26 protein-coding genes are annotated in these 25584 nt (G+C 66.5%); 20 read left to right on the top strand and 6 right to left on the bottom strand.

The window, feature by feature from the left end; translation table 11 throughout:
- Positions 1-100: 100 nt before the first annotated feature.
- The gene (locus AADJ02_RS09040) at positions 101-1327 is read right to left on the bottom strand and encodes an argininosuccinate synthase (RefSeq protein ID WP_341212669.1); all 1227 of its coding nucleotides are present in this window, start codon (positions 1325-1327) and stop codon (positions 101-103) included.
- A 34-nt stretch (positions 1328-1361) separates the two neighbouring features.
- On the bottom strand, positions 1362-1874 hold the full coding sequence (locus AADJ02_RS09035) for an NUDIX hydrolase (RefSeq protein WP_341212668.1): 513 nt from the start codon (positions 1872-1874) through the stop codon (positions 1362-1364).
- 70 nt (positions 1875-1944) lie between these two features.
- Between AADJ02_RS09035 and AADJ02_RS09030 the strand changes: the two genes are divergently transcribed.
- The 7 genes from AADJ02_RS09030 (at position 1945) to AADJ02_RS09000 (ending at position 10347) form a co-directional block, all read left to right on the top strand.
- Positions 1945-2991, top strand: a complete 1047-nt coding sequence (locus AADJ02_RS09030; RefSeq protein WP_341212667.1) for an Hsp33 family molecular chaperone HslO — start codon at positions 1945-1947, stop codon at positions 2989-2991.
- Positions 2978-3589: a CoA pyrophosphatase gene (locus AADJ02_RS09025; RefSeq protein WP_341212666.1), complete on the top strand. Its 612-nt coding sequence runs from the start codon at positions 2978-2980 to the stop codon at positions 3587-3589. Before AADJ02_RS09030 ends, AADJ02_RS09025 begins: the two co-directional genes overlap by 14 nt.
- Positions 3586-4743 carry a CCA tRNA nucleotidyltransferase gene (locus AADJ02_RS09020; protein WP_341212665.1) on the top strand — a complete coding sequence of 386 codons (1158 nt, stop codon included), beginning with the start codon at positions 3586-3588 and terminating at the stop codon, positions 4741-4743. The genes AADJ02_RS09025 and AADJ02_RS09020 overlap by 4 nt, the downstream gene beginning before the upstream one ends.
- Positions 4744-4824: 81 nt before the next feature.
- Positions 4825-6675 (top strand): ABC transporter ATP-binding protein, encoded by a 1851-nt coding sequence (locus AADJ02_RS09015; RefSeq protein ID WP_341212664.1) that lies wholly within the window; start codon positions 4825-4827, stop codon positions 6673-6675.
- Entirely contained in the window at positions 6672-8504 is a 1833-nt protein-coding gene (locus AADJ02_RS09010) for an ABC transporter ATP-binding protein (RefSeq protein WP_341212663.1), read from the top strand. The genes AADJ02_RS09015 and AADJ02_RS09010 overlap by 4 nt, the downstream gene beginning before the upstream one ends.
- A gap of 10 nt (positions 8505-8514) precedes the next feature.
- On the top strand, positions 8515-9765 hold the full coding sequence (locus AADJ02_RS09005; protein WP_341212662.1) for a class I SAM-dependent RNA methyltransferase: 1251 nt from the start codon (positions 8515-8517) through the stop codon (positions 9763-9765).
- A gap of 87 nt (positions 9766-9852) precedes the next feature.
- A complete protein-coding gene (locus AADJ02_RS09000) occupies positions 9853-10347 on the top strand; it encodes a L,D-transpeptidase family protein (protein WP_341212661.1) in 495 nt (164 codons plus the stop codon).
- Between the two features lie 94 nt (positions 10348-10441).
- On the opposite strand, the gene AADJ02_RS08995 is transcribed toward AADJ02_RS09000, so the two are convergent.
- A complete protein-coding gene (locus tag AADJ02_RS08995; protein WP_341212660.1) occupies positions 10442-10951 on the bottom strand; it encodes a CAP domain-containing protein in 510 nt (169 codons plus the stop codon).
- 166 nt (positions 10952-11117) lie between these two features.
- On the opposite strand from AADJ02_RS08995, the gene AADJ02_RS08990 reads away from it, so the two are divergent.
- A complete protein-coding gene (locus tag AADJ02_RS08990; protein ID WP_341212659.1) occupies positions 11118-11717 on the top strand; it encodes a L,D-transpeptidase in 600 nt (199 codons plus the stop codon).
- Positions 11718-11771: 54 nt separating this feature from the next.
- Here AADJ02_RS08990 and hemH read toward each other — a convergent pair whose 3' ends face one another.
- Complete coding sequence (gene hemH, locus AADJ02_RS08985; RefSeq protein WP_341212658.1) at positions 11772-12821, bottom strand: ferrochelatase; 1050 nt, start codon at positions 12819-12821, stop codon at positions 11772-11774.
- 116 nt (positions 12822-12937) lie between these two features.
- Positions 12938-13777, bottom strand: a complete 840-nt coding sequence (locus AADJ02_RS08980) for a methyltransferase domain-containing protein (protein WP_341212657.1) — start codon at positions 13775-13777, stop codon at positions 12938-12940.
- 22 nt (positions 13778-13799) lie between these two features.
- Between AADJ02_RS08980 and AADJ02_RS08975 the strand changes: the two genes are divergently transcribed.
- The 4 genes from AADJ02_RS08975 to AADJ02_RS08960 are packed head-to-tail and all read left to right on the top strand — an operon-like array spanning position 13800 to position 16097.
- A complete protein-coding gene (locus AADJ02_RS08975) occupies positions 13800-14519 on the top strand; it encodes a double zinc ribbon domain-containing protein (protein ID WP_341212656.1) in 720 nt (239 codons plus the stop codon).
- 35 nt (positions 14520-14554) lie between these two features.
- Complete coding sequence (grxC, locus tag AADJ02_RS08970; RefSeq protein ID WP_341212655.1) at positions 14555-14824, top strand: glutaredoxin 3; 270 nt, start codon at positions 14555-14557, stop codon at positions 14822-14824.
- Positions 14824-15657, top strand: a complete 834-nt coding sequence (locus tag AADJ02_RS08965; RefSeq protein ID WP_341212699.1) for a carbon-nitrogen hydrolase family protein — start codon at positions 14824-14826, stop codon at positions 15655-15657. Before grxC ends, AADJ02_RS08965 begins: the two co-directional genes overlap by 1 nt.
- Positions 15654-16097 carry a MarR family transcriptional regulator gene (locus AADJ02_RS08960; RefSeq protein WP_341212654.1) on the top strand — a complete coding sequence of 148 codons (444 nt, stop codon included), beginning with the start codon at positions 15654-15656 and terminating at the stop codon, positions 16095-16097. The genes AADJ02_RS08965 and AADJ02_RS08960 overlap by 4 nt, the downstream gene beginning before the upstream one ends.
- Positions 16098-16120: 23 nt before the next feature.
- Here the strand turns inward: AADJ02_RS08960 and ubiG are convergent, their stop codons facing one another.
- Positions 16121-16888 carry a bifunctional 2-polyprenyl-6-hydroxyphenol methylase/3-demethylubiquinol 3-O-methyltransferase UbiG gene (gene ubiG, locus AADJ02_RS08955; protein WP_341212653.1) on the bottom strand — a complete coding sequence of 256 codons (768 nt, stop codon included), beginning with the start codon at positions 16886-16888 and terminating at the stop codon, positions 16121-16123.
- Between the two features lie 64 nt (positions 16889-16952).
- Here ubiG and pip point away from each other — a divergent pair, with 64 nt between their 5' ends.
- The 8 genes from pip to AADJ02_RS08915 all read left to right on the top strand — a co-directional run bounded on the left by pip (position 16953) and on the right by AADJ02_RS08915 (position 25539).
- A complete protein-coding gene (pip, locus tag AADJ02_RS08950; protein ID WP_341212652.1) occupies positions 16953-17945 on the top strand; it encodes a prolyl aminopeptidase in 993 nt (330 codons plus the stop codon).
- 126 nt (positions 17946-18071) lie between these two features.
- Positions 18072-19064, top strand: coding sequence for an ABC transporter permease (locus tag AADJ02_RS08945; protein ID WP_341212698.1), 993 nt, complete (start codon positions 18072-18074; stop codon positions 19062-19064).
- The gene (locus AADJ02_RS08940) at positions 19061-20233 is read left to right on the top strand and encodes an ABC transporter permease (protein ID WP_341212651.1); all 1173 of its coding nucleotides are present in this window, start codon (positions 19061-19063) and stop codon (positions 20231-20233) included. Before AADJ02_RS08945 ends, AADJ02_RS08940 begins: the two co-directional genes overlap by 4 nt.
- Positions 20230-21873 carry an ABC transporter ATP-binding protein gene (locus tag AADJ02_RS08935; RefSeq protein ID WP_341212650.1) on the top strand — a complete coding sequence of 548 codons (1644 nt, stop codon included), beginning with the start codon at positions 20230-20232 and terminating at the stop codon, positions 21871-21873. Before AADJ02_RS08940 ends, AADJ02_RS08935 begins: the two co-directional genes overlap by 4 nt.
- A 46-nt stretch (positions 21874-21919) precedes the next feature.
- Positions 21920-23464, top strand: a complete 1545-nt coding sequence (locus AADJ02_RS08930) for an ABC transporter substrate-binding protein (RefSeq protein WP_341212649.1) — start codon at positions 21920-21922, stop codon at positions 23462-23464.
- A 297-nt stretch (positions 23465-23761) separates the two neighbouring features.
- The gene (locus AADJ02_RS08925) at positions 23762-24163 is read left to right on the top strand and encodes a VOC family protein (RefSeq protein ID WP_341212648.1); all 402 of its coding nucleotides are present in this window, start codon (positions 23762-23764) and stop codon (positions 24161-24163) included.
- Positions 24164-24331: 168 nt separating this feature from the next.
- The gene (gene dps, locus AADJ02_RS08920; protein WP_341212647.1) at positions 24332-24805 is read left to right on the top strand and encodes a DNA starvation/stationary phase protection protein Dps; all 474 of its coding nucleotides are present in this window, start codon (positions 24332-24334) and stop codon (positions 24803-24805) included.
- A 239-nt stretch (positions 24806-25044) separates the two neighbouring features.
- Positions 25045-25539, top strand: a complete 495-nt coding sequence (locus tag AADJ02_RS08915) for a DUF2165 domain-containing protein (protein ID WP_341212646.1) — start codon at positions 25045-25047, stop codon at positions 25537-25539.
- Positions 25540-25584: the final 45 nt, after the last annotated feature.

Raw genomic sequence — 25584 nt, 5'->3', positions numbered from 1 at the left:
GCTGTGTGATCCGGGCGTGACCGGGTCCACTTTACTCTTCAAATACTCAAATCCCGGAGGCGGGAGGGGCGCCGCGCCCGAAGGCCCGGCGCCCGATCGCTCACTTCACCCGGCGATTGCGCGCGGCCAGAAGCTTGAGGCGCAGCGCGTTGAGTTGGATGAAGCCCTTGGCATCGACCTGATCATAGGCACCGGCGTCCTCCTCGAAGGTCACATGGGCCTCGGAGTAGAGGCTGTGATCCGACCAGCGGGCAATGGTGCGGGCCGAACCCTTGTAGAGCTTGAGCCGCACCGTGCCGGTGACATGCTCCTGGCTCTTGTCGATCAACGCCTGCAGCATCTCGCGCTCGGGGCTGAACCAGAAGCCGTTGTAGATCAGCTCGGCATAGCGCGGCATGATCGAATCCTTGAGGTGGCCCGCGCCGCTGTCGAGCGTGATCTGCTCGATGCCACGGTGCGCCTCGAGCAGGACCGTGCCGCCGGGCGTCTCGTAGATGCCGCGCGACTTCATGCCCACAAAGCGGTTCTCCACGAGATCGAGGCGGCCGACGCCATGCTTGCCGCCCAGCTCGTTGAGCTTGGTCAGGATCGTGGCGGGGCTCATCGCCTCGCCATTGATCGAGACCGCGTCGCCCTTTTCGAAGCCGATCTCGACGATCTCGGGCTCGTTCGGGGCATCCTCGGGTGCGACGGTGCGCTGATAGACGTATTCGGGCGCCTCGTCGGCAGGATCCTCAAGCACTTTGCCCTCGGAAGAGGTGTGCAGCAGGTTCGCGTCGACCGAGAAGGGCGCCTCGCCGCGCTTGTCCTTGGCGATCGGGATCTGGTTCTGTTCGGCGAATTCCAGAAGCTTGGTGCGCGAGGTCAGGTCCCATTCACGCCACGGCGCGATCACCTTGATCTCGGGGTTGAGCGCGTAGGCCGCGAGCTCGAAACGGACCTGATCGTTGCCCTTGCCGGTGGCGCCATGCGCCACGGCGTCGGCGCCCTCGGCCTCGGCGATCTCCACGAGACGCTTGGAAATGAGCGGCCGGGCGATCGAGGTGCCCAGCAGGTACAGACCCTCGTAAAGGGCGTTGGCGCGGAACATCGGGAAAACGAAGTCGCGCACGAACTCCTCGCGCAGATCCTCGATATGGATGCTCGTGGCGCCCATCATCTCGGCCTTCTTGCGCGCGGGCTCCAGCTCCTCACCCTGACCGAGATCGGCGGTGAAGGTCACCACCTCGCAGCCGTATTCGGTCTGCAGCCATTTCAGGATGATCGAGGTGTCGAGGCCGCCGGAATAGGCGAGGACGACCTTCTTCGGGGCGGGCTGGGCGGCCATGGGCATTCTCCGTATGGGCGTTCAGGGGCGTGCGTTAAAGGCTTTCGGCCCTTGGGGCAAGCGCAGGGCGCGCGCTGCCCAAGGCGCTGTCGCGCGCAACGCGCGCACGACCCTCGGCAAAGGCCTGCGCGAAGGCGCGGTCGCCCGCGTTGCCCAAGCGGGGTGCGGCCTCCCGCATCGGCATCCACAGGGCGCGGTGCCCCGGTTCGGTTGGGGCGCCGTGCGGGCGCACCGGGCGGGCGGTATAGATGTGGCACAGCTTTTCGCCCCACATGTCGTAATCGGGCATGAAGACGAAACGGCGAAACGCGCCCAGACGGCGCGGAGCCGCGATGCGCCAACCGGTTTCTTCGAAGACCTCGCGGTGCAGCGCCTGCGTCGGGCTTTCGCCCGGATCGATGCCGCCGCCGGGAAGCTGGATATCGGTGGGGTCGTCGTCCTTGCAAGTCAGCAGCAGATCGCCGCCGCGTTCGAGAATCGCGTAGACCCCGGTGCGCAGCCGGTATCTCTGGCCGCGCCGCACCTGTTCGCCATAGCGCCGGATCATCCCTTTTTGTCTCCCGACAAGCTTCCTATATGGTCGCGGTATGCCCATCCCCGACACGCAAGGAAACCCCATGAGCCTCGGCGCCCGCATTGCCTGGGACGACACCGTCCTGCCCTTCCAGCTCGACCAGTCCGACATCCGTGGCCGGGTCGCGCGTCTCGATGGCGTGCTCGACCGGGTTCTGGAGCAGCACGACTACCCCGCGCAGATCGAGGCGCTGGTGGCCGAAATGGCGCTGCTCACGGCGCTGATCGGCCAGACGGTCAAGCTGCGCTGGAAGCTGTCGCTTCAGGTGCGCGGCGACGGGCCCGCCCGGCTCATCGCCACCGATTACTACGCCCCCACCGAAGAGGGCGCGCCGGGTCGCGTTCGCGCCTGGGCCAGCTTCGACGAAAGCCGATTGGAGGAAGGGGCTGAGCCCTATTCGCTCATCGGCAAGGGGTATTTCGCGATCCTGATCGATCAGGGACAGGGCACCGCGCCCTATCAAGGGATCACGCCGATCACCGGAGATTCGCTGGCCTCCTGCGCCGAAACCTATTTCGCGCAGTCCGAACAGCTGCCGACCCGGTTCTCGCTCAGTTTCGGCAAGTCGACCGAGCCGGGCCGGGGCGAGAGCTGGCGCGCGGGCGGCGTGATGCTGCAAAAGATGCCGAAAGCCTCGCCCTTCGCCAATCCGGAGGGCGGCTCCGGCGAGGGCGGGCTTCTGGAGGCCGCCGACATCCTCGACGAGGACGAGGGCGAGAGCTGGCGTCGCGCCAACATCCTGCTCGACACGGTGGACGAGCTGGAGCTGATCGGTCCGAGCCTGTCGCCGACCGAGCTTCTGGTGCGGCTGTTCCACGAAGAGGAGCCGCGTGTATTCGACGCGCAGCCGGTGCAGTTCGGCTGCACCTGTTCGGAGGCGAAGGTGCGACAGAGCCTGTCGATCTATTCGGCCAAGGACATCACCCACATGACCACCGACGAAGGCATCGTCACCGCCGACTGCCAGTTCTGCGGCTCGCATTACGAGTTCGCGCCCAACACGCTGGGTTTCGAGGCGACGGAAGGTCCCGATGCCAAGGGCGCCGGTGAGGACAAGGCCGCCGGTGGACGGGCCGGTGGACGGGCCTGACACCGACATCGAGGCACGGCTCGTCCGGGCGCTGACGCGCTCGGGCGACGTGTCGTCGGATTATGACATCGACCCGCGCCTGCCGGTCCCCGAGGGGCGGGTGCTGCGGCAGGCGGGGGTGCTCGTCGTCGTGCATCTGGATGGCGGGGTGCCCCGCCTGCTGTTGACCAAGCGTTCGGCCAAGCTTCGTCATCATCCGGGGCAGATCGCGTTTCCGGGGGGGAAGGTCGATCCCGGTGACGACGGACCGGTGGGGGCGGCGCTGCGCGAGGCGCGCGAGGAGATTGGGTTGCCGGAGCACCGGGTCGAGGTGCTGGGCACGCTGCCGCCGCATGAGACGGTGACGGGGTTCTCGGTGACGCCGGTGGTGGGCCTGCTGCGCGGGCGTTTCGACCCGGTGCCTGAGGTAGGCGAGGTGGCCGAGGTGTTCTCGGTACCATTGGCACATGTCATCGACCCATATTGCTTTCGTATAGAAGGACGACGTTGGCAGGGACGTCGGCGGCACTACTATGTGGTACCGTGGGGCCCGTTTTATATCTGGGGCGCCACCGCACGAATGCTGCGTAGCCTGGCCGAGAGGATGACCCAAGAATGACCGAACGGATCGAGGCGGACTGGCTCACGGGTGCGCCGGCCCGGGCCGTGACGCAGATGCTGGAGGAGGCGGGTCACCAAGCCTGGTTCGTGGGCGGCTGCGTGCGCAACGCGCTGCTCGGCTCGCCGGTCTCGGATCTCGATCTCACCACCGACGCCCGCCCCGAGCGGGTGATGGAGCTGGCGCGCGCGGCGGGTCTCAAACCTGTGCCTACCGGGATCGACCACGGCACCATCACCGTCGTGGCGCGTGGCACGCCGATCGAGGTCACGACCTTTCGCCGCGACGTGGAGACCGACGGGCGGCGCGCTACCGTCGCGTTCTCGCACGACATCGCCGAGGACGCGGCGCGGCGCGATTTCACCATGAACGCGCTCTATGCCGACGCGCGGGGCCATGTGGCCGATCCGCTGGGCACCGGTCTTGGCGATCTGGCCGCGCATCGGCTGCGGTTCATCGGCGAGGCCGAGGAGCGCATTCGCGAGGATTACCTGCGCATCCTGCGGTTCTTTCGCTTTCACGCCTGGTACGGCGACCCCGAGGGGGGCATCGACGCCGATGGCCTCGCCGCCTGCGCCGGTCTGGCCGAGGGGATCGAAGGGCTGTCGCGCGAACGCATCGGCGCCGAGATGATCAAGCTCATGTCGGCCCGCGACCCGGCGCCTGCCGTCGCCTCGATGGCGATGTCAGGCGTGCTGATGCGGGTGCTTCCGGGCGGCGCGTCCGATCCGCTCTCGGTGCTCGTGCATGTCGAAGAGGAGGCGGGCCTCGTCCCCGACCCGATCCGTCGCCTCGCCCTCGTGGGGGGCGAGGACGTGGGCGAATGCCTGCGGTTGAGCCGGGCGCAGGAGGCCAGCCTGCAAGCCTTGCGTAACGCGATGGAGGCGGGCTGGGGGCCGGGCGAGCTGGGTTACCGGCTCGGAGCCGTGCGGGCGCTTGATGTTCTTGCGCTGAACGCGGCGCTGTCGGGGCGCGAGATCGATCCTGTTTCACGGGAAACCGTGGAGGCGGGCGCGCATGCGTCGATGCCGGTGAAGGCGGCGGATCTGATGCCCGACCTTACCGGCCCGGCGCTGGGCGAGGCACTGCGCGAGATCGAAACCCGTTGGATCGCGTCGGACTTCACCTTGGAGCGAGGCGATCTTCTCCCCTGAGTTGCTACGCCCGAGGCCCATGCGCGTTTCCCTTCGTGGCAAACCGGCTTATATGCTGGTGGCACGCATTCGAGACATTCCATGTTCCGTTTTTTCGAATCCCTCGTCGACCCGTATGGGGAGTACGAGCAGACCGATCGTCCGCCCTCCCGGCTCTGGCCGTTCCTGAAGGACTACGCGCGGCCCTTCGCGCGCATCTTTTGGGTCACCGGCGTGCTGTCGGTCGTGGTGGCCGTGGTCGAGATCTGGCTGATCGCCTACATGGGCCGTCTCGTGGATCTGCTGGGGAGATCCACGCCCGAGACGGTACTGGAGCGGCACGGGGCGGAGTTGCTGCTCGTCGCGGCGTTCATCCTGATCCTGCGACCAGCGTTTCAGGCGCTGCACGTGCTGCTCCTGAACAACGCGATCCTGCCCAACTTCGGCACCACCGTGCGCTGGCGCGCGCATCGGCACGTGTTGCGCCAGTCGGTCGGCTGGTTCGAGAACGACTTTGCCGGGCGCATCGCCAACCGGATCATGCAGACGCCGCCCGCCGCCGGAGAGGTGGTGTTCCAGATCTTCGACGCGATCACCTTCGCGCTGGCCTATATCGTCGGCGCCGCGGTGCTCTTGGGCGAAGCGGACCCGATGCTGCTTTTGCCGCTGGTGATCTGGTTCGCGCTCTACGCCGCGCTGATGCGCTGGACCGTGAAACGGATCGGGCCTGCGTCCGAGGCGTCCTCGAACGCGCGCAGTGCCGTGACGGGACGTGTCGTCGACACCTACACCAACATCCACTCGGTCAAGATGTTCGCCCATCACGACCGCGAGCTGGAGGGCGCGAAATCGGTGATCGAGCAGGCGCGCTCGACCTTCCAGCGCGAAATGCGGCTGTTCACCATCATGGACGTGTCGCTGTCGGTGCTGAACGGGCTGTTGATCGTCGGCGTGGTGGGTTGGGGGCTGTATCTGTGGATCAGCGGCTCGGCCAGCGTCGGTGTCGTCGCCGCCGCCACGGCGCTGTGCCTGCGGCTCAATGCGATGACCGGCTGGATCATGTGGGCGGTGACCAACTTCTTTCAAAACCTCGGCGTCATCGCAGAGGGCATGAAGACCATCGCCCAGCCAATCACCCTCATTGACGACGCGCGCGCGGGCCGGCTCGCCGTTGCGCGGGGCGAGATCGCGCTGAGCGATCTCAATCACCGCTATGGCCAGAACGCGGGCGGCGTCGGGCCGCTCGACCTCACCATCCCGGCGGGCCAGAAGATCGGCCTCGTTGGCGCATCGGGCGCGGGCAAATCGACCCTCGTAAAGCTGCTTTTGCGCTTTTACGACCCCGAACGGGGCCGGATCGAAATCGATGGGCAGGACATCAGCGGTGTGACGCAAGACAGCCTGCGCTCGGCCATCGGCATGGTGCAGCAAGACAGCGCGCTGTTGCATCGCTCGGTGCGCGAGAACATCCTCTATGGCCGCCCCGACGCCACCGAAACCGAGATGATCGCCGCCGCCCGACAGGCCGAGGCGCATGATTTCATCCTAGATCTCGTCGATGGCGAGGGGCGCGTCGGCTACGACGCGCAGGTGGGCGAGCGCGGCGTGAAGCTTTCGGGCGGGCAAAGACAGCGCATCGCGCTGGCCCGCGTGATCCTCAAGGACGCGCCGATCCTTGTGCTCGACGAGGCGACCTCGGCGCTGGATTCCGAAGTCGAGGCGGCAATTCTCGGCACGCTTTATGAGATGATGGAGGGCAAGACCGTCATCGCCATCGCGCACCGGCTCTCGACCATCGCCCGGATGGACCGGGTGCTGGTGATGGAAGAAGGGCGCATCGTCGAGGACGGCACCCATGATGCGCTGCTGGAACGGGGTGGCATCTATGCCAGGTTCTGGGCGCGCCAGTCGGGCGGCTTTCTCGGCATGGATGCCTCGGAGGCCGCCGAATGAAAGACATCTCCAAGCTCATCGCCCCGTTCCGCCCTGCCATCGGCCCGCCGCCCGGAGCGTTGGTGCCGTTTTTGCGCTGGGCGCTCTCGGGCAGCTTTGCAGTCACCGGGGCCAGCGCGCTGGTCTCGGTGGCGGCGGGTGTGCTCGAGGTGCTTTCGGCACTGATCCTTGGCCGGGTGATCGACACGGCGCTCGCGGCCGAGCCGGGTGGGTTCTTTGCGGGCAACATGGGGCTGCTCTTGGGCGTCGCCGCCTTCTTCGTGATCTTGCGGCCCATCGTCATGGGGCTGTCTGGCCTGCTGCAAAGCGTGGTGCTCTCGCCCTCGATCTACACCCTCGTATTGTCGCGGCTGCACCGGCACACGCTGGGTCAGGCCGTCAGTTTCTTCGACAACGACTTTGCGGGCCGCATCGCGCAAAAGCAGATGCAGGCGGCGCGGGCGACGACCGATCTCACCGTCGACACGATCCAGACCGTATTCTTCGCGCTGGCTTCGCTCATCGGCTCGGCGTTCCTGCTGCTCACCATCGACACGCTGACCGCCGGGCTGCTGACGCTCTGGTTGATCGGCTACATCCTGTTGATCCGGGCCTACATGCCGAAGATCCGCGCCACATCGACCGCGCGGGCGGCGGCGCGGGCGATGGTGACGGGGCAGGTCGTCGACACGATTACCAATATCAAGACGGTGAAGCTGTTCGGCCATTCCGAGCACGAGGACCGCGCCGCGATCGATGCGATGCATCTGTTTCGCGAAAGGTCTCTGGGCTTCGGCAAGGTCTCGGCGGGGTTCCGGTTCTGGCTCATGGCGCTGGCGGGCACGCTGCCGGTGATCGTCACCGGCGCGACGCTGATGTTCTGGAGCCGGGGCGCGGCCTCGGCCGGTGATATCGCCGCCGCTGGCGCGATCTCGCTCAGGCTGGCGCAGATGACCGGCTGGGTCAGCTTCACGCTGATGACGATCTACTCGAACCTTGGGGAAATCGAGGACGCGATCCACACGCTGTCGCCGGCGCATGGGCTGACCGACCGCGACGGCGCGAGGCAGTTGTCGGTGCGACAGGGGGCGGTGCGCTTCGAGGGCGTGCGTTTCACCTATGGCGGCGGGGCCGGGGGGCTGCGCGGCATCGATCTCGACATTGCCCCGGGCGAAAAGATCGGCGTCGTCGGGGCCTCCGGCGCGGGCAAGTCGACGCTCGTGGCGGCGCTTCTCAGGCTCTATGACGTGGAAAAGGGCCGCATCACCATCGACGGACAGGACATCTCCGACGTGACGCAGGAAAGCCTGCGCCGACAGATCGGCATGGTCACGCAGGACACGGCGATGTTCAACCGCTCGGCCCGCGACAACATCCGCTATGGCTATCCCGAGGCCTCGCAGCAGGCGGTGGAAATCGCTGCCACCCGCGCCGAGGCGCATGGGTTCATCGCGGGCCTCGCCGATCTCAAGGGGCGACGCGGCTACGACGCGCATCTGGGCGAGCGCGGCGTGAAGCTCTCCGGCGGTCAGCGCCAGCGCATCGCCATCGCGCGCGCCATGCTCAAGGACGCGCCGATCCTCGTACTCGACGAGGCGACCTCGGCGCTGGATTCCGAGGTCGAGGCGCAGATTCAGACAGCTTTGGAGCAGGCGATGCAGGGAAAGACCGTCATTGCCATCGCGCATCGGCTTTCGACCATTGCGCGCATGGACCGGATCGTGGTCATGGAAGACGGCCGCATCGTCGAAGCGGGCACGCATGACGCGCTGCTCGATCTGGACGGGGTCTATGCCCGCTACTGGACCCGGCAATCGGGCGGTTTCCTCGGGCAGGAGGCCGCGGAATAACGAGGATGCCATGACCGAGACCCTGCCGCCGAAGACCCCGCAACCCGATCCCGCGCCGAAGGGCGAGGTAAGCATCGTATCGGTGACGCATCACGGCATGGGGCGCGCCACCGACGGCACGCTGGTGCCGCGCGTCCTGCCCGGTGAGGTCGTGACGTTGGCCGCTGACGGAGCAAAGATCGTCACCCCTTCGGTCGAGCGCGTCTCGCCCCCCTGCCGCCATTTCAAGTCCTGCGGCGGCTGCGCGATGCAGCACGCAAGCGACGGCTTCGTCGAAAGCTGGAAGGCAGACATCGTGCGCACCGCGTTGCGGGCACAGGGTCTCGAAGGCGAGATCGCCCGCGTGCTTACCTCGCCCCCCGACAGCCGACGCCGCGCCCGCCTCGCCGGGCGGCGCACCAAGAAGGGTGCGCTGGTGGGCTTTCACGCCCGCGCCTCCGACACGGTGATCGAGGTGCCCGGCTGCCGACTGCTGCTGCCCGAGCTCACCGCGCTGATCCCATCGTTGGAGCGGATCGCGGCGCTTGCCGCCTCGCGCAAGGGCGAAGCGGGGCTCACCGTGACCGACAGCGAAGCCGGCCCCGATCTGCACATCGACACCGACAAGGCGCTGACCGAGGAGCTGCGCATCATGCTGCCCGAGATCGCGCGCGAGGCAGGGCTGTCGCGGCTGGTCTGGGCCGACGAGATCGTGGCCGAGCTGGAGCCGCCGGTACAGATGATGGGCCGCGCGCGCGTCGTGCCGCCGCCCGGGGCCTTTTTGCAGGCCACGGCGCATGGCGAGGCGGCGCTTCTGGACTGCGTCAAGGAGGCCGTGGGCGGGGCCGCGCGCATCGTCGATCTCTTCGCGGGCTGCGGCACCTTCTCGCTGCCTCTGGCCGAGCGGGCCGAGGTCCATGCGGTAGAAAGCGAGGCCGCCATGCTCACCGCCCTCGATCGGGGCTGGCGCGGGGTGCGCGGGCTCAAGCTCGTGAGCACCGAGGCACGCGACCTGTTCCGCCGTCCGCTCCTGCCCGACGAGCTGTCCCGATTCGACGCCGCCGTGATCGACCCGCCGCGCGCGGGGGCCCACGCGCAGGTCGAGGCACTTGCCTCCTCTCAAATCAAAGTGATCGCGATGGTGTCCTGTAGCCCCGCAAGCTTTGCCCGCGATGCCAAAACCCTTGTAGACAAGGGGTTCAAGATGGGGCCGATCACGGTTGTCGATCAATTCCGCTGGTCGCCACATGTGGAGTTGGCGACACGATTCACCAGAGGCTAACCATGTTGCGCGAGGCTTCCCCCTAGGCGCGAATTTGCGAATCCGCTAGATTCGCCTAAACGGCTTCAGACCGGGACAGTGGGCAGCATGACCATCGACAGACGCAAGTTTCTCCTCGCCGCACCGGCGCTTCTCGCGGCTTGTTCGGGCCGCCGGGTGCTGAGCTATGACGGCCCGCAGGTGACCTCGATCATGGCGTTCAAGGAGCAGCGCAAGCTCTACCTGTTGCACGAGAACAAGGTGCTGAAGGCCTATCCTTTCCAACTCGGCTTCGCCCCCGTCGGCCACAAGCAGTTCGAAGGCGACGGCAAGACCCCCGAGGGCACTTACATCATCAACCGCCGCAACCCCAACAGCGCCTATCACCTCTCGGTCGGCATCTCCTATCCCAACGACAACGACCGTGCCTTTGCACAAGCCTATGGCAAGAGCCCCGGCGGCGACATCTTCATCCATGGCACCCCCAACGAGGTCGCCGGGAAGAAAGACTGGACCGCGGGCTGCATCGCCGTGATGAACCACGAGGTCGAAGAGATTTATTCGATGGTCGGCGATTACACCCCGGTCTTCGTCAAGGCCTGAGACCGGGATCACCGACATGCGAAGGGGCGCCGCGGCGCCCCTTTTTCATGTCTGATAAGGACCGATCCGGTCTCATGGGCGTCGTGTCGGGCCGTCAGGCCGCGAGAACCATGGTCCACCAGATCTTGCCTGCCGGTTCCTGGAACCAGGCAAGGCCCATGCGGTTCGCCAAGGGATCGAGGATCACGTCGCGCGTGGCGGGCTCCTCCATCCAGGCGGCCAGCGTCTCCAGCTCGGTCTCGTAGGTCTCGGAGATCGCCTCGCCTACGAGCCGCCCCGAAAAGCCGACGCGGCGCAGCCGGTCGACCGGCGAGGAGCCGTCGGAGCCGAAATGCCACGGGCGGTTCTGAACGCTCATGTCGCGCGAATGCGTGGCAGCGGCGGCGTTGAGCTGCGCGTCGAGCGTGAGCTGCGACAACCCGCGCGCCCGGCGCAGCGTGTTGACTCCGTCGAGCATCCGGTAGGGGATCTGCGCCTCGTCCTCGGACTTGATGCGGTAGATCTGCGGCAAGGGCAGTCCATCGGGGCCGATTCGACCCGACGGGGCCGCGCAGGCCGAAAGGCCGGTGAGAAGAAGGCCGAGAATCAGCTCGCGTCGCTGCATGCGTCACCTGTGAGGTCCAGAACAGGGGCCTGATTAGCGGCGTTGTGGCGACAGATCAAACAGGATCGGCGATGCACCGCCATGCTGACGTTTGCGTGAATTGCGCCTCACGCGAACGCGATCTACGAGATTCGGGTGACGTCACCCCCCTTGTCTGGAGATTCGCATGGGTCACGACCCCAAAGCGTTGAACCGCCGCGGCCTCATTGCCGCCACCGCAGCCTTTGGCGCGGCCGCCCTCGCCAGCCCGGCGCTGGCTCTGACGAACTCGACCGAGATCGAGAACGACATCTCCTCCTCGGTGAGCCGCAACGTCTCGAGCTTCCGCGCTCTCGACTGGCGCCCTTATTTCTCGGATCTGCGCAACGGCGCGATCCTTGCCGACACCCAAAGCCGGGCAGTGCATTTCTGGAGCGCCGACGAGAGCGTCTACCGCCTCTATCCCAGCTCGGTGCCGCTGACCCCGGACCTGACCCGTCTGGGCCGTACCGAGATCATCAAGAAGGTCGACGGCCCCGACTGGCGGCCCACGCCTTCAATGCGCGAGCGCAACCCCGAGTGGCCGGAGTACATCCCCGCCGGTCCCGACAGCCCGCTCGGCACCCACGCGATGTGGCTGACCTGGCAGTACTACCGGATCCACGGCACCCATGACACGCGCAAGATCGGTCGCCGGTCGTCCAACGGCTGCATCGGTCTCTACAACGAGCATATCGCCGAGCTGTTCGCGCTCTCGACCATCGGCACGCAGGTCATGCTGATCTGAGATCGCGTGACATCGGGACAGGAAAGGGGGCCGCAAGGCCCCCTTTTTCGTGTGTCAGATCCAGCCCGAGAGGTTCTCGCGGATCACCCGATCCAGCATGTCGATATGCTCGGCATGGTCGTTGAGGCAGGGGATGTAGGTGAATGTCTCGCCGCCCGCATGTTCGAAGCTTTCGCGGATCTCCTCGTTGATCTCCTCGAGCGTCTCGATGCAATCGGCCGAGAAGGCCGGCGCGCAGACCGAGATGTTGCGCACGCCCTCTTCCTTGGCCAGCCGCGCCACCTCCTTGACCGTGTAGGGCTTGAGCCATTCCTCGCGGCCGAACACCGACTGGAAGGTGTTCACCACCCGCGTCTCCTCCCAGCCCAGCGCTTCGCGCAGGAGCCGCGTCGTCTTCTGGCACTGGCAATGATAGGGATCGCCTTCGAGCAGGTAGCGCTTGGGCAGGCCATGGTAGGAGCAGACCAGCACCTCGGGGCGGCTCGATGGGGTGGGATGCGCGCGGCGCACCGAGTTGGCCAGTGCCTCGATATAGTCGGGCCGGTCGAAATAGGGGTCCACCACCCGCGCCGTGGGCTGCCACTTCTCCTTGGACAGAGCCTTGAAGAAGGCATCGTTGGCGGTGGCCGAGGTGGCGCCCGCGTAATGCGGGTAGAGCGGGAAGAACAGGATCTTGCGGCAGCCGTTCTCGACCATCTTGCGGACCACGGATGTCGTCGAGGGATTGCCGTAGCGCATGCAGAACTCGACCTGCACGCCCTCGCCGTATTCGGCCGCAAAGCGGGCGCGCAGCGCGTCGGCCTGCTGGCGGGTGATCGTGCGCAGCGGGCTTTCGTTCAGCTCCTCGTTCCAGATCGAGCGATAGGCCGCGCCGGATTTCTGGGGCCGTTTCGACAGGATGATCCCCTGCAGGATCGGCTGCCAGATCAGCGGGTTGGCATCGACGACGCGGCGGTCGGAGAGAAACTCCGACAGGTAGCGCCGCATCGAGCGGTAGTCGGTGCCGTCCGGCGTGCCGAGGTTGGCGACCAGAATGCCCACGCGGGATTTCGGCAGCTTGGGGTGGTCGCCGGGGGCGTGGGTCGGTCGGGTCGCGTCGAGCATCGTTTGTCCTCGGGTCTGCGGCAGTCTTTGAGTATTTCAGGAGTAAGGTAGCAAGAACGCCGGCCCGGCAAGCCACCGGTCCCGCCAGCGTAGCGTCACGGTCCGGTCGGCCCGGGTCAATCGGCGCTATCGTCGCGGGCGAGGCGCAGGGCCTCCTCGAGGCTCTGGGTCGCCGAGCCGGGGCGCAGCGGCTTAGGCTGATCGGCAGAAGGCGCCCAGCCAGTGAGGGTGATCACCTCGAACCGCGCGCCTATGCGGCCGTCGGGGCGGGCGTTGGTCTCAGCATAGAGCCTGGCGGCCTCGGCCAGCACGGCGCGGCGCGTGGGGCGACGCAGGCGGCCAGCCATGGCGTTGCTCTCGCCCATGGCGCGCAGGTCGCGCATCAAATGGAACGGGGTCTCGTAGCTCACGTCAAAGGGCGTGCCATCGGCCACGGGCAGCGCCAGCCCCGCGCGTTGCAACAGCGCGCCGAGGTCGCGGATTTCGCCCATCGGGGCCACGCGGGGTGACAGCCCGCCCGTCACGGCGGTTTCGGCGGCGGTGAGGGCGGAGCGTAGGTCGGCCAGCGTCTCGCCACCGAACAACGTCGCGATCAACAGCCCGTCGGGGCGCAGCGCGCGGGCGCATTGGATCAATTGGCCGATCGGGTCTTCGGCCCAGTGCAGCGCCAGCGCGTGGATCACGAGATCCTGCGAAGCGGGCGCGAGGTCGAGCGTCTCGGCATCGGCCACGATCCGCGCCTGCGGCATCCTGCGGCTCCACAGATCGGGCCACGGCGTCACCACCGCCACGTCGGTAAACGACCGGTTAACCTCGGCGATCCTATCCTCGATGTCATCGGCCACGGCCTCTTGCAGGAACAGGGCCGGATCGCGCGCGGCGCGGGCACGGTGCCGGGCAAGGGCGCTTCGATCGAACAGGGCGGGGCGCTGGGCCGTGGTTTGGGTCTGTGACATGCGCCCGAGATAGGGGGCCGGCATGGGAATGCAAAGCGTTCTGAAAGCGATCTACCCCCCGGCCTGCATGGGCTGCGGCGAAATGACCGAGGCGGATTTCGCGCTTTGCGGGGCCTGCTGGCGCGATACGCCGTTTCTGGGCGGCGCGCTCTGCCGGTTCTGCGCGCGGCCCCTGCCGGGGGAGGCGGAACCGGGGTTGGCCTGCGACGCCTGCATTGCCGCGCCGCCACCATGGGGTCAGGGCCGGGCGGTGCTGCACTACCGCGACGGGGCGCGGCGGCTGGTAATGGGCCTCAAACATGGCGACCGCACCGATCTTGCTGGAGCCATGGGGTTATGGATGGCGCGGGCGGCGGCGGACTTGGTGCGGCCCGACACGCTGATGGTGCCGGTGCCGCTGCACCGAGGGCGGCTCTGGCGACGGCGTTACAATCAATCCGCGCTGCTGGCCGCGGCCCTCGCCCGCGCTCTGGGCTGCGCGCATGGCCCCGACGCGCTCTGGCGGCACCGCGCCACCGCGTCGCTTGGCGGGCAGGACGCCGGGGCGCGCCGCGCGACGCTTCATGGTGCGATCAGGCCGCACCCCCGGCGCGGGGCGCGAATGCGGGGGCGGGCGGTGCTGCTCGTCGACGATGTGCTGACCTCCGGGGCCACCCTCACCGCCTGCGCTGAGGCGGCTCTTGAGGCGGGTGCGGCAGAGATATGCGTCGTCGCACTGGCCCGCGCGGCCCCGGACCCCTAGATCAGGGGAAACCACGCATGTTCCGGAGGCCCTTCATGCCCGACGCGACCCCACAGATCGAAATCTATACCTCGCCCACCTGCGGCTACTGCCACGCGGCCAAGCGCCTGTTCGCGCAAAAGGGCGTGTCCTACACCGAGATCAACGTCGTGGCCCAGCCCGAGCGCCGCGCCGAGATGGTGCAGCGCGCCAACGGCGGCCGCACCGTGCCGCAGATCTTCATCGGCGACACCCATGTCGGCGGCTATGACGACATGGCGCTGCTGGATCGGCGCGGTGGGCTCGACCCGATGCTGGGCAAGTGATCCGCGCCGCGCTCTTGCAGACCACCGCCTCGGACGATCCCGCGCAGAACACCGAAACCCTGCGCGGGATGGTCCGGGACGCGGCGGCACAGGGCGCGGAGCTGATCTGCACGCCGGAGGTCTCCAACTGCGTCTCGTCCAGCCGGGCGCGACAATCGCGGGTGCTGTGCCTTGAGGCGGACGACCCGATGCTCGGGGCTTTGCGCAATGAGGCGGCGCGGCTCGGGGTCTGGCTGGCGCTGGGCTCCATCGCGGTCAAGACCGGCGACGCGGATGGGCGCTTTGCCAACCGCTCGCTTCTGATCGGCCCCGACGGGGCGATCCACGCGCGATACGACAAGATCCACATGTTCGACGTCGCGGTCAGCGAGACCGAGACCTACCGCGAATCCGCAGGCTACCGGCCCGGTGATCGCGCGGTGCTGGCCGAGACGCCCTTTGCGAAGGTCGGTTTGAGCATCTGCTACGACGTCCGCTTTGCGTCCCTCTACCGCCGCCTCGCCCAAGCGGGGGCGGGGATCATCCTCGTGCCTTCTGCCTTCTCTCCGGTCACCGGGGCCGCGCATTGGGAGGTCTTGCTGCGCGCGCGGGCCATCGAGACCGGCTGCTTCGTGCTCGCCGCCGCCCAGACGGGTCGCCATGCGGCGACCGAGGGGCGGGTGCGCGAGACTTGGGGCCATAGCCTCGCGGTCGATCCGTGGGGCGGCGTGATCGCGGATGCTGGGACGGCGCCTGGCATCACCATCGTTGATCTCGACCTGCGCGAGGTGGCACAAGCGCGGCAGCGCGTGCCCTCGCTCGCTCATGATCGCCCCTTTGAAGGACCCGCATGACCCAGCCTGTCGACAACCTCGCCATCACGCTGTTCAGCGAGATCCTGGCCGTCGACCAGCTGGCGCGCAACACCATGTCCAAGGTGCTGCCCAAGGGCATGGAGCTGTCGCATTTCTCGGTGCTGAACCACCTTGCCTTTTCAGGGACCGAACGCACGCCCGCACAATTGGCCAAGACCTTCCACCTCACGCGCGGGGCTATGACCAACACGCTGGGCAAGCTTGAATGGGCGGGCTGGGTGCACATCCGCCCCGATTGGGACGACGCGCGCCGCAAGCTGGTGGCGATCAGCCCCGCCGGGCTCGAGGCCCGCAACGCCGCCGTCGCCGCGATCACGCCGATCGTCGCTGATGTGGTCGAGAGGGTCGGGGCCGAGCGCGCCCGTGCCGCCCTTCCGGTGCTGCGCGAGCTGCGGATCGGGCTCTCGAATGTCGACTAGAGCGTGACCCGCCCAAGGCCTGATCAGAGCGTGACCCGCTCGGGCCGCAGGCTCGAGGTGACGTAGTTCACCGAGAGATCGCGCTCCGACAGCGACCAGCTCCAGGCCACCGGGTTGAACACCATCCCCTTGCGGTCCACCGGCGTCAGCCCCGCCTGCCGCAACAGGTCGTAAAGCTCGTCGGGGGTGATGAACTTCTTCCAGTCATGCGTGCCCTTGGGCAACCAGCGCATCACCCATTCCGCCCCGAGGATCGCCATGCCGAAGCTCTTGGCGTTGCGGTTGAGGGTGGAGCAGATGTGCAGGCCGCCGGGTTTCAGCAAGTCGTGGCAGGCGGTGAGGTAGTCGATCGGCGAGGCGACGTGTTCGACCACTTCCATGTTCAGCACCACGTCGAAGCGCTCGCCCGCCGCCGCCATGTCCTCGGCGGTGGTGTGGCGATAATCGATCTCAAGGCCCGACTGTTCGGCGTGAAGCCGCGCCACGGGGATGTTGCGCGCCGCCGCATCGGCCCCGACCACCGTGGCGCCGAGCCGCGCCATCGGTTCGCACAAGAGCCCGCCGCCGCAGCCGATGTCGAGCAGGCGCAGCCCCTCGAAAGGCGCCTTGGCGGCAAGATCGCGGTCGAACTGCGCCGCGATCTGCGAGGTGATGTAGCCCAGACGACAGGGGTTGAGCATGTGCAGCGGCTTGAACTTGCCGTTCTCGTCCCACCATTCGGCGGCCATCGCTTCGAACTTGGCGACCTCGTCGGGATCGACGGTGGAGCGGGTGGGGTCGGACTGCGGCATGGTTTCGATCCTTCTTCGTCGCGGGCGGGTGACGGCGTGGCGCATGTGCCTATATAGGTCGGACATGGACAAGGTCTCAGGTCACCGCCGCGCCATCGCGCATCTTCATCCCCCCGTCGAGCCCTTCGATCAGCGCATGGTCGAGGTGGGCGACGGGCATCGCATCTATGTCGAGCAGTGCGGCAACCCCGATGGCAAGCCCGTCGTGGTGTTGCACGGCGGGCCGGGTGGCGGCTGCAGCCCGGCGATGCGACGCTATTTCGACGCCTCGAACTGGCGCGTCATCCTGTTCGACCAGCGCGGCTGCGGCCGTTCGCGCCCCCATGCCAGCGTCGAGGCCAACACCACATGGCACCTTGTCGCGGACATGGAGCATATCCGCGAGATGCTGGGGATCGAGCGGTGGGTGCTGTTCGGCGGCTCTTGGGGGGCGACGCTGGCGCTGATCTATGCGCAGACCCACCCCGAGCGGGCGGCGGCGCTGATCCTGCGCGGCGTGTTCCTGATGACCGAAGCCGAGCTTGAATGGTTCTATGGCGGCGGCGCGGGGCAGTTCTGGCCCGAGCTGTGGGACCGATTTGTCAAAATGATCCCCGAGGATGAGCACGGCGACCTCATCGCCGCCTATCACCGGCGGCTGTTTTCAGGCGATGCGAGCACCGAGCTGCGCTATGCCCGCGTCTGGGCGGCGTGGGAGAACGCTCTGGCCTCGATCGAGAACGACGGCCCCTTGGGCGACGGTCCGGCGGAATACGCCCGCGCCTTTGCCCGGCTTGAAAACCACTACTTTCACAACCGCGGCTTTCTGGCGTCGGGGCAAGGCATCCTCGAGCGGATGGACAGGATCGCGCAGATCCCCGGTCTGATCGTTCAGGGGCGCTACGACATGATCTGCCCGCCCGCAGGCGCGCACAAGCTGGCGGCCCTCTGGCCCGCCGTGAAGCTCAAGATGGTGCCGCGCGCGGGCCACGCCCTTTCGGAGCCCGGCATTTCCGCCGAACTGGTGCGCGCCACCGATGCGCTGGGCCGTGGCAATGAGGGGCCGATGTTCGGCTGAGGACGCAAGGTAAATCTTACAAGGCTTTACAGGCTCCGACGCATCGCTAACCTAGCCTTCAATCAAGAAGGGTGCGGAACCGCACCGGTGCGGCCCGTTCCGGGCCACAAGGGAGACTTCGACCACTTGGGGAGCGTGATCAGGATCGTCCTGCAGCGTCTGGCGCTTGGCCTTTTGACGCTGCTCATCGTCTCGGCGGTGATCTTCGGTGCGGTAAATCTGCTTCCCGGCGATTTCGCGCAGGCCGTGCTCGGTCAGTCCGCGACGCCCGAGGCCGTGGCCGCGATCCGAACCCAGCTCGGTCTCGATCAGCCGCTGCCGGTGCGCTATGTGCAGTGGCTCTGGGACGCCGCGCGTGGCGATCTCGGCGTCAGCTTCGCGCAGGCCAACTTCGCGAGCTTTACGGGCCGCGTCGACTCCTCGGCCACCGTGCTGGCGCAGATCGCGCCGCGCTTTGCCAACACCATGTTCCTTGCTGGCGTGACGGCGGCCATCGCGGTGCCGCTCGCCGTGGGCCTTGGCATCCTCGCGGCGCTGTGGCGCGACACCGCCTTCGACAAGGGCGCCAACATCGCGACGCTGTCGTCGATCTCCAGCCCCGAGTTCTTCGTGGCCTACATCCTGATCCTGCTGTTTGCGGTGCTGAACCCGGTGCTGCCGTCGCTGTCGAACATCTTTCCGGGCATGAGCTTTGGCGAGAGGCTGGAAAAGACCCTGCTTCCGGCGCTGACCCTGACGCTGGTGGTCACCGCGCACATGATGCGCATGACCCGCGCCGCGATCCTCAACCTCATGGCGCAACCCTATATCGAGATGGCGCGATTGAAGGGGATGCGGCCGCTGCGGGTGATCTTGCGCCATGCGCTGCCCAATGCGCTGGCCCCGATCGTCAACGTGGTGGCGCTCAACCTCGCCTATCTGGTGACCGGCGTCGTCGTGGTCGAGGTGGTCTTCGTCTATCCCGGCATCGGCCAGCTTTTCGTGGACTCGGTGAAGCTGCGGGACATCCCCGTCGTGCAGGCCTGCTGCCTGATCTTTGCCGCCGCCTACATCCTGCTGAACCTCACGGCCGACATCCTGTCGATTCTGTCCAACCCGCGGCTGAGGCACCCCAAATGAGCGTCTGGCTCTGGATCATCGCGGCCCTCGCCGCCATCGCGGCGCTGGCTTGGGTCGGGCGCGCAACGGCCCGCAAACTAAGCGGCAACGCGCCTCGGTTTCGCGACATGTCCTACGGCGTGGCCTTTGGCTACGCGCTGGCACTGGCGGCCATCGCGGGGGGCATCTGGCTCTGGATGCGGCCCGGTGCGGTGTATTTCCGTTGGGCCGTCATGGGCTTTGCCGTTTTCGCCGTGGCGGCATGGCTGTTTCGTCTTGCGGGCCGCAACATCGGGCCCGAACGGCTCAAGCGACAGTTTCGCAAGATGCCGCTGACGGCTTCCTTCGGTATCCTCGTGATCCTGATCTATGCCTTCGTGGCGATTTTCGCGGCGTGGATCGCGCCACACGGGCAGGAGGCGGTGCTGGGAGCCGCCAATGTTGTGCCGGGTGGCGACCCGGCGATGGGCGGCAACCCGGCGTTCCCGCTTGGCACGGACCGGATCGGTCGCGACATCCTCTCGCGGCTGATCTTTGGGGCGCAGAACACGGTCGGTCTGGCCTTTGCCACGACGCTGCTCGCTTTCTTCTTGGGCGGTGCGCTAGGGCTTCTGGCGGCGGTCGTCGGCGGCTGGCTCGATCAGCTGCTGAGCCGGGGCGTCGACGTGCTGATGGCGATTCCCTCGCTGATCTTCGCGCTTTTGCTTCTGACCATCGCCAGCGTCTGGGCCGATGGGGCGCGCGGGCTGATGACGCTCTACATGGTACTGATCATCGCAGTGATCGACTCGACGCGGGTGTTCCGCCTCGCGCGTTCGGTCGGCATCGGCATCGTGGTGATGGACTACGTTGAGGCCGCCAAGCTGCGCGGCGAGGGCATGGGCCATCTGGTGTTCCGTGAGATCCTGCCCAATGCCATGGCGCCGCTTCTGGCCGAGTTCGGGCTGCGCTTTTGTTTCGTGTTCCTGACCATCGCCTCGCTCTCGTTCCTTGGTGTCGGCATCCAGCCGCCGCTGGCCGACTGGGGCACCATGGTCCGCGACCTCGCGCAATTCATCAACTTCGCGGCCTTCGCGCCGATGGTGGCGCTGGCGCCGCTGTTGCCGGCGCTGGCCATCGCGATCCTGACGGTGGGGGTGAACTTCGTGGTCGACTGGATGCTGCACCGCTCCTCGGGGCTGAAGTCATGACGCCTCTCTTGGAAATCCGCGATCTTCGGATCGAGGGCCGCTCGGACGAGGAATGGCACCCGATCATCAACGGCATCAATCTGACGCTTGCACGGGGCGAGGTGCTGGGGCTGATCGGGGAATCGGGGGCGGGCAAATCGACGCTGGGCCTCGCCGCCATGGGCTACGTGCGCGACGGGGTGCGGATCTCAGGTGGCTCCGTCACCTTCGACGGCCTCGACCTGATGACTGCCTCGGCGGAAGAGAAACGCTCGCTTCTGGGCCGCCGTATCGCCTATGTGGCGCAGTCGGCGGCGGCGAGCTTCAACCCCGCCCACAAGTTGATCGACCAGCATGTCGAAGCGCCGGTGCGCCACGGAGTGCAGGACCGGGGCGAAAGCACCGAGGACGCGATCGAGCTCTATCACAAGCTGCGCCTGCCCAACCCCGAGGAGATCGGCTTTCGCTACCCGCACCAGGTCTCGGGCGGGCAGTTGCAGCGGGCGATGACCGCGATGGCGATGTCGTGCCGCCCCGATCTCATCATTTTCGACGAGCCGACCACCGCGCTCGACGTCACCACGCAGATCGAGGTACTGGCGGCGATCCGCGACATCGTCGATCAGTTCGGCACCTCGGCGATCTACATCACCCACGACCTCGCGGTGGTGGCGCAGATGGCCGACCGCATCAAGGTGCTGCTGCGCGGCGACGAGGTCGAGACCGCGACGACGCGGGCCATGCTGGAGCACCCGCGCGAGGACTACACCAAGTCGCTCTGGGCGGTGCGCGGCTTCAAGCGGCCCGAAAAGCCCGCCCCTGGCCCGGACAGCACCGCCATCCTGTCGGTCGAGGGCGTGACTGCGGCCTATGGCGAACAGGTGGTGCTGAAAGAGGTGAGCTTCGACATCCACCCTGGTCGCACCGTCGCCGTGGTGGGCGAGAGCGGCTCGGGCAAGTCGACCACGGCGCGAGTGATCACCGGCCTGCTGCCGCCCACATCGGGGGTCGTGCGGTTCGAGGGTGAGGTGCTGCCCGCGAGCTATCGCAAACGCTCGAAGGATCAGCTGCGGCAGATCCAGATGATCTACCAGATGGCCGACACCGCGCTCAATCCGCGTCAGACCGTGGCGCAGATCATCGGGCGGCCGGTGCGGTTCTATTCGGGGCTGCGCGGACGCCGCCTGCGGCAGCGGGTCGACGAGCTGCTCGATCAGATCGAGATGGAGCCCGCCACCTTCCGCGACCGTCTTCCGGGCGAGTTGTCGGGCGGGCAGAAGCAGCGCATCGGCATCGCCCGCGCGCTGGCCGCGGAGCCGCGTCTTATCATCTGCGACGAGGTGACGAGCGCGCTCGACCAACTCGTGGCCGAAGGTATCCTCAAGCTTCTGGCCCGGCTGCAGGACGAGCTGGGCCTGTCCTATATGTTCATCACCCATGACCTCGCGACCGTGAAGGCCATCGCCGACGAGGTGGTGGTGATGAAGGAAGGCCGGGTGATCGAACAGGGCGCCAAGACCGCGATGTTCACCCCGCCGCACCACCCCTACACCGATCTGCTGCTGTCTTCGGTGCCCGAGATGGACCCCGATTGGCTCGACCAGCTTCTGGCCGAACGCGGAGTTGAGGCGCTGGGCGAGGCGGCAACGGGTAAGATGTGATCGAATCGGCCCCACGAGGCCAAAAGAAAACAAGAGGGAGACCCACATGCTGCCACAGATCAGCCGCCGAGGATTGCTCAGAAGCGGGGCCGCCGCGGGCCTGTTGTCCGTCACCGGCCTGCCGCTGCGCGCCCAGAGCCGGGGCGGCACGCTCAAGCTTGGCCTCGCGGGGGCCAACACCTCCGACAGCTGGGACGGGCGCACCCATTCCGACACCTACATGATCGTCACTGCCCATGGCGCGGTGTTCGACTGCCTGACCGAGATCGCCGCCAATGGCGAGCTGGTGGGCGAGCTTGCGACCTCGTGGGAATCCTCGCCCGACGCCAAGACCTGGACCTTCGACCTGCGCCAGGGCGTGACCTTCCACAACGGCGCGGCCTTCACCGCCGACGACGTGATCGCCTCGCTCAAGCTGCATCTCGACGAGGATGCGAAATCGGCGGCACGCCCCATCGTCGCGCCGATCACCGAGATGAAGAAGCTCGGCGATCATCAGGTGCAGTTCGTGCTGGAGGCGGGCAACGCCGACTTCCCCTTCCTGATGTCGGACTACCACCTGCTGATGTATCCGCACGAAAACGTCGAAGAGGCGATCGCGCAGGGCATCGGCACCGGCCTTTACAAGGTCGAAAGCTTCGATCCGGGCGTGCGCACGCTGCTGTCCCGCGTCGACGGGCATTACAAGGACGGCAAGGCGGGCTGGTTCGACCAGATCGAGGTCATCGCGATCAACGACGGCTCGGCGCGGATGACGGCGCTGATGACCTCTCAGGTCGACGCGGTGAACAATGTGGAGTTCCAGGTCGAGCCGCTGCTCAAGGCCAACCCGCAGCTTGCGCTCAACGAGGTGACGGGCAACCAGCACTACACCTTCCCGATGCTCACCGACCTGTCACCGATGGACAACGTCACCGTGCGCCGCGCGCTCAAGCACGCGGTGCGACGCGAGGAGCTGGTCGAGAAGATCCTGCAGGGCCATGGCGCGGTCGCCAACGACCATCCCATCGGCCCGGCGAACCAGTATTACCACGCCGATCTTGCACAGAACGACTACGACCCCGACAAGTCGAAGGCGCTCTTGAAGGAGGCCGGTCTCGACAATCTCAAGATCGACCTTTCGGTCTCCGAGGCCGCCTTCTCGGGCGCGGTCGACGCGGGTCTGCTGTATCAGGCGAGCGCCAAGGACTGCGGCATCGACATCAACGTCGTGCAGGAACCCGCCGACGGCTATTGGTCCAACGTCTGGATCAAGAAGCCGTGGTGCGCCTCCTACTGGTCGGGCCGCGTCACCGAGGACTGGATGTTCACACTGGGCTACGAGACCGGGGCCGCGTGGAACGACACGCATTGGGACGATCAGCGTTTCCAGACCCTGCTCAAGGAGGCGCGCGCCGAGCTCGACAGCGACAAGCGGCGCGAGATGTATCACGAGATGCAGGCGCTTTGTTCGAGCGAGGGCGCCACGGCGATCCCGATGTACGCGAACTTCGTCGACGGCTACAACACCAAGCTCGGCCACCCCGAGGTGGTCGGCAACGTGTTCGACCTCGACAGCAACCGCATCTGCGAGCGGTGGTGGATGGCCTGATCGGGACCGATCTCCCCGCTTGGACACGAGAGAGTGCGCCGCCCCAAGGGGTGGCGCGCTTTCGTTAGGGAAGACGAACAAGGCGGAAGCCGGTCAGCGGACAGGGTTGCCGCGACTTGCGCTGAAGCGGATGGCTGATTGTGTGAAGCACCGATATTCACGCGCGGCCTCGGCGGACAGGCTCTTAGCACCTCGACGCGCTGGTTTGCGCGAACTGTGGTGAAACGACGCCCCGACCGGATCACCGACAGCAACATCGCAGCATGGTTCATCAGACACAGGGACAGGGAACAGAGCATGAAAATTCATATTACGAGCATCTTCGTGGACGATCAGGAGAAAGCCGAAAACTTCTATTGCGGCATACTCGGCTTCAAGTTGAAAAACGACGTGCCGCTCGGTGAGCATCGCTGGCTCACCGTCGTCTCCAATGAGCAGCCCGAAGGGCCGGAACTGCTCCTCGAACCAAGTGACCATCCGGCTGTGAAGCCTTACAAGGAGGCACTGGTCGCGGATGGCATCCCCGCGCATTCGTTCCAGGTCGATGACCTTGATGCAGAGCGCAGGAAACTGGGGGAGCGAGGGGTCGTGTTCGTGCAAGAACCGATGGACGCTGGACCCGTTCGGGTGGCAGTTATCGATGATACCTGTGGCAACCTGATCCAGCTGATCGAAATGCTAGGTAGCGGCGACGCATAGCGCTTGTTCGGCCTCCGCTGCTGCGCAGGCCCGGCCTTGATCAAAACGGGCTCCAAACGGATCATTGCACCTCCCGACGTGCCCCTGCTCGACACCCTGCAGGAACCGCACACCAGCAGGGACGTTGGCTGCACAACGCACGCAATCTCGCTATGAGAGAGGATACCCATGCCCGAGAATTTCGCAGGAGAGCTGAACCAGGACGTCCGCACGCAGATGGTCGACCTGCTCAACAAGAACCTTGCCAACACGGTCGCGCTGACCCTGGCGGTGAAGCAGGCGCATTGGAACCTCAAGGGCCGTGGCTTCATCGGTGTGCACGAGCTGCTCGATCAGGCCGCCGACCGCCTACGCGAAGGCGCCGACCTGATGGCCGAGCGCGCCGTGATCCTGGGTGGTTTTGCCCGTGGCACTCTCGAGGTCGCCGCCAAGGAGGCCAAGGTCGAGGCCTATCCGGTCGAGATGAGCGAGATCGAAAAGCATGTCGAGGAGCTCAAGAGCCGCTACATCTTTGTCGGCGGCGAGCTTCGCAAGGCGATCGAGGAGGCAGGCGACGCGGGCGACGAGGACACCGCCGACCTGTTCACCGAAGTGAGCCGCACGATCGACAAGGACGCGTGGTTCATCGGCGCCAACAGCTAAGCCCGAGCGACAGGATACGAGATCGGCGACGGCCTGCTCCTCACGGGGCGGGCCGTTTGCATTGAAGATCGCAAAGCAACGCAGACTTTGCGGTAACACCTTGCAAGATATCGCCATTCCACCGTGGACAGCCGGGCGCGCCTCTCTTTGAAGTCGGTACCGTGACCGGATCGCGCTCGCGCCCTGCGGGCAGCGCTATTCGGCTAGCGCAACTTCAAGATATCTCGGAAAGCTCCTGCATGCCCATTCGCCTCTCCAAGATCGCGATGCTTCTCGGTCTCGCCTTCTTCGCCTTTCTGGTCACCCTCAACAACGTCATCGACTACGGCTCCAACTTCGAATTCGTGAAGCATGTGCTGTCGATGGACACCACCTTTGAGGGCAACGCCCTGATGGGGCGCGCCATCACCACCCCGTGGATATGGCACGCGGGCTACTGGCTGATCATCGCGGGCGAGGGTCTGACCTGCGTGCTGCTCGGAATCGGCGCGGCACGGTTGATCGCGGCGCTGCATGCGCCTGCGGATCGGTGGAACGCGGCCAAGGGTTGGGCGGTTCTGGGGGCCACCACCGGGTTTCTGGTCTGGTTCGTCGGATTCATGGCCATCGGGGCGGAGTGGTTCGCGATGTGGCAGTCCGATATCTGGAACGGTCAGCAGCCGGCGTTCCGCTTCTACATCACCATCCTCGCGGTGATCATCTTCGTGATGCAGCCGGACTCGGAACGGGGCTGAACGGCGCGGGCGCCACGCCGCCCTTGCAGACTCGCCACAACCCCC

Origin of the sequence: uncultured Limimaricola sp. (genome assembly GCF_964022235.1) — a bacterium.
In the GTDB taxonomy this organism is placed as follows: domain Bacteria; phylum Pseudomonadota; class Alphaproteobacteria; order Rhodobacterales; family Rhodobacteraceae; genus Limimaricola.
The sequence above is the reverse complement of the archived record's forward strand: the minus strand, read 5'-3'. Positions and strand labels throughout refer to the sequence as shown.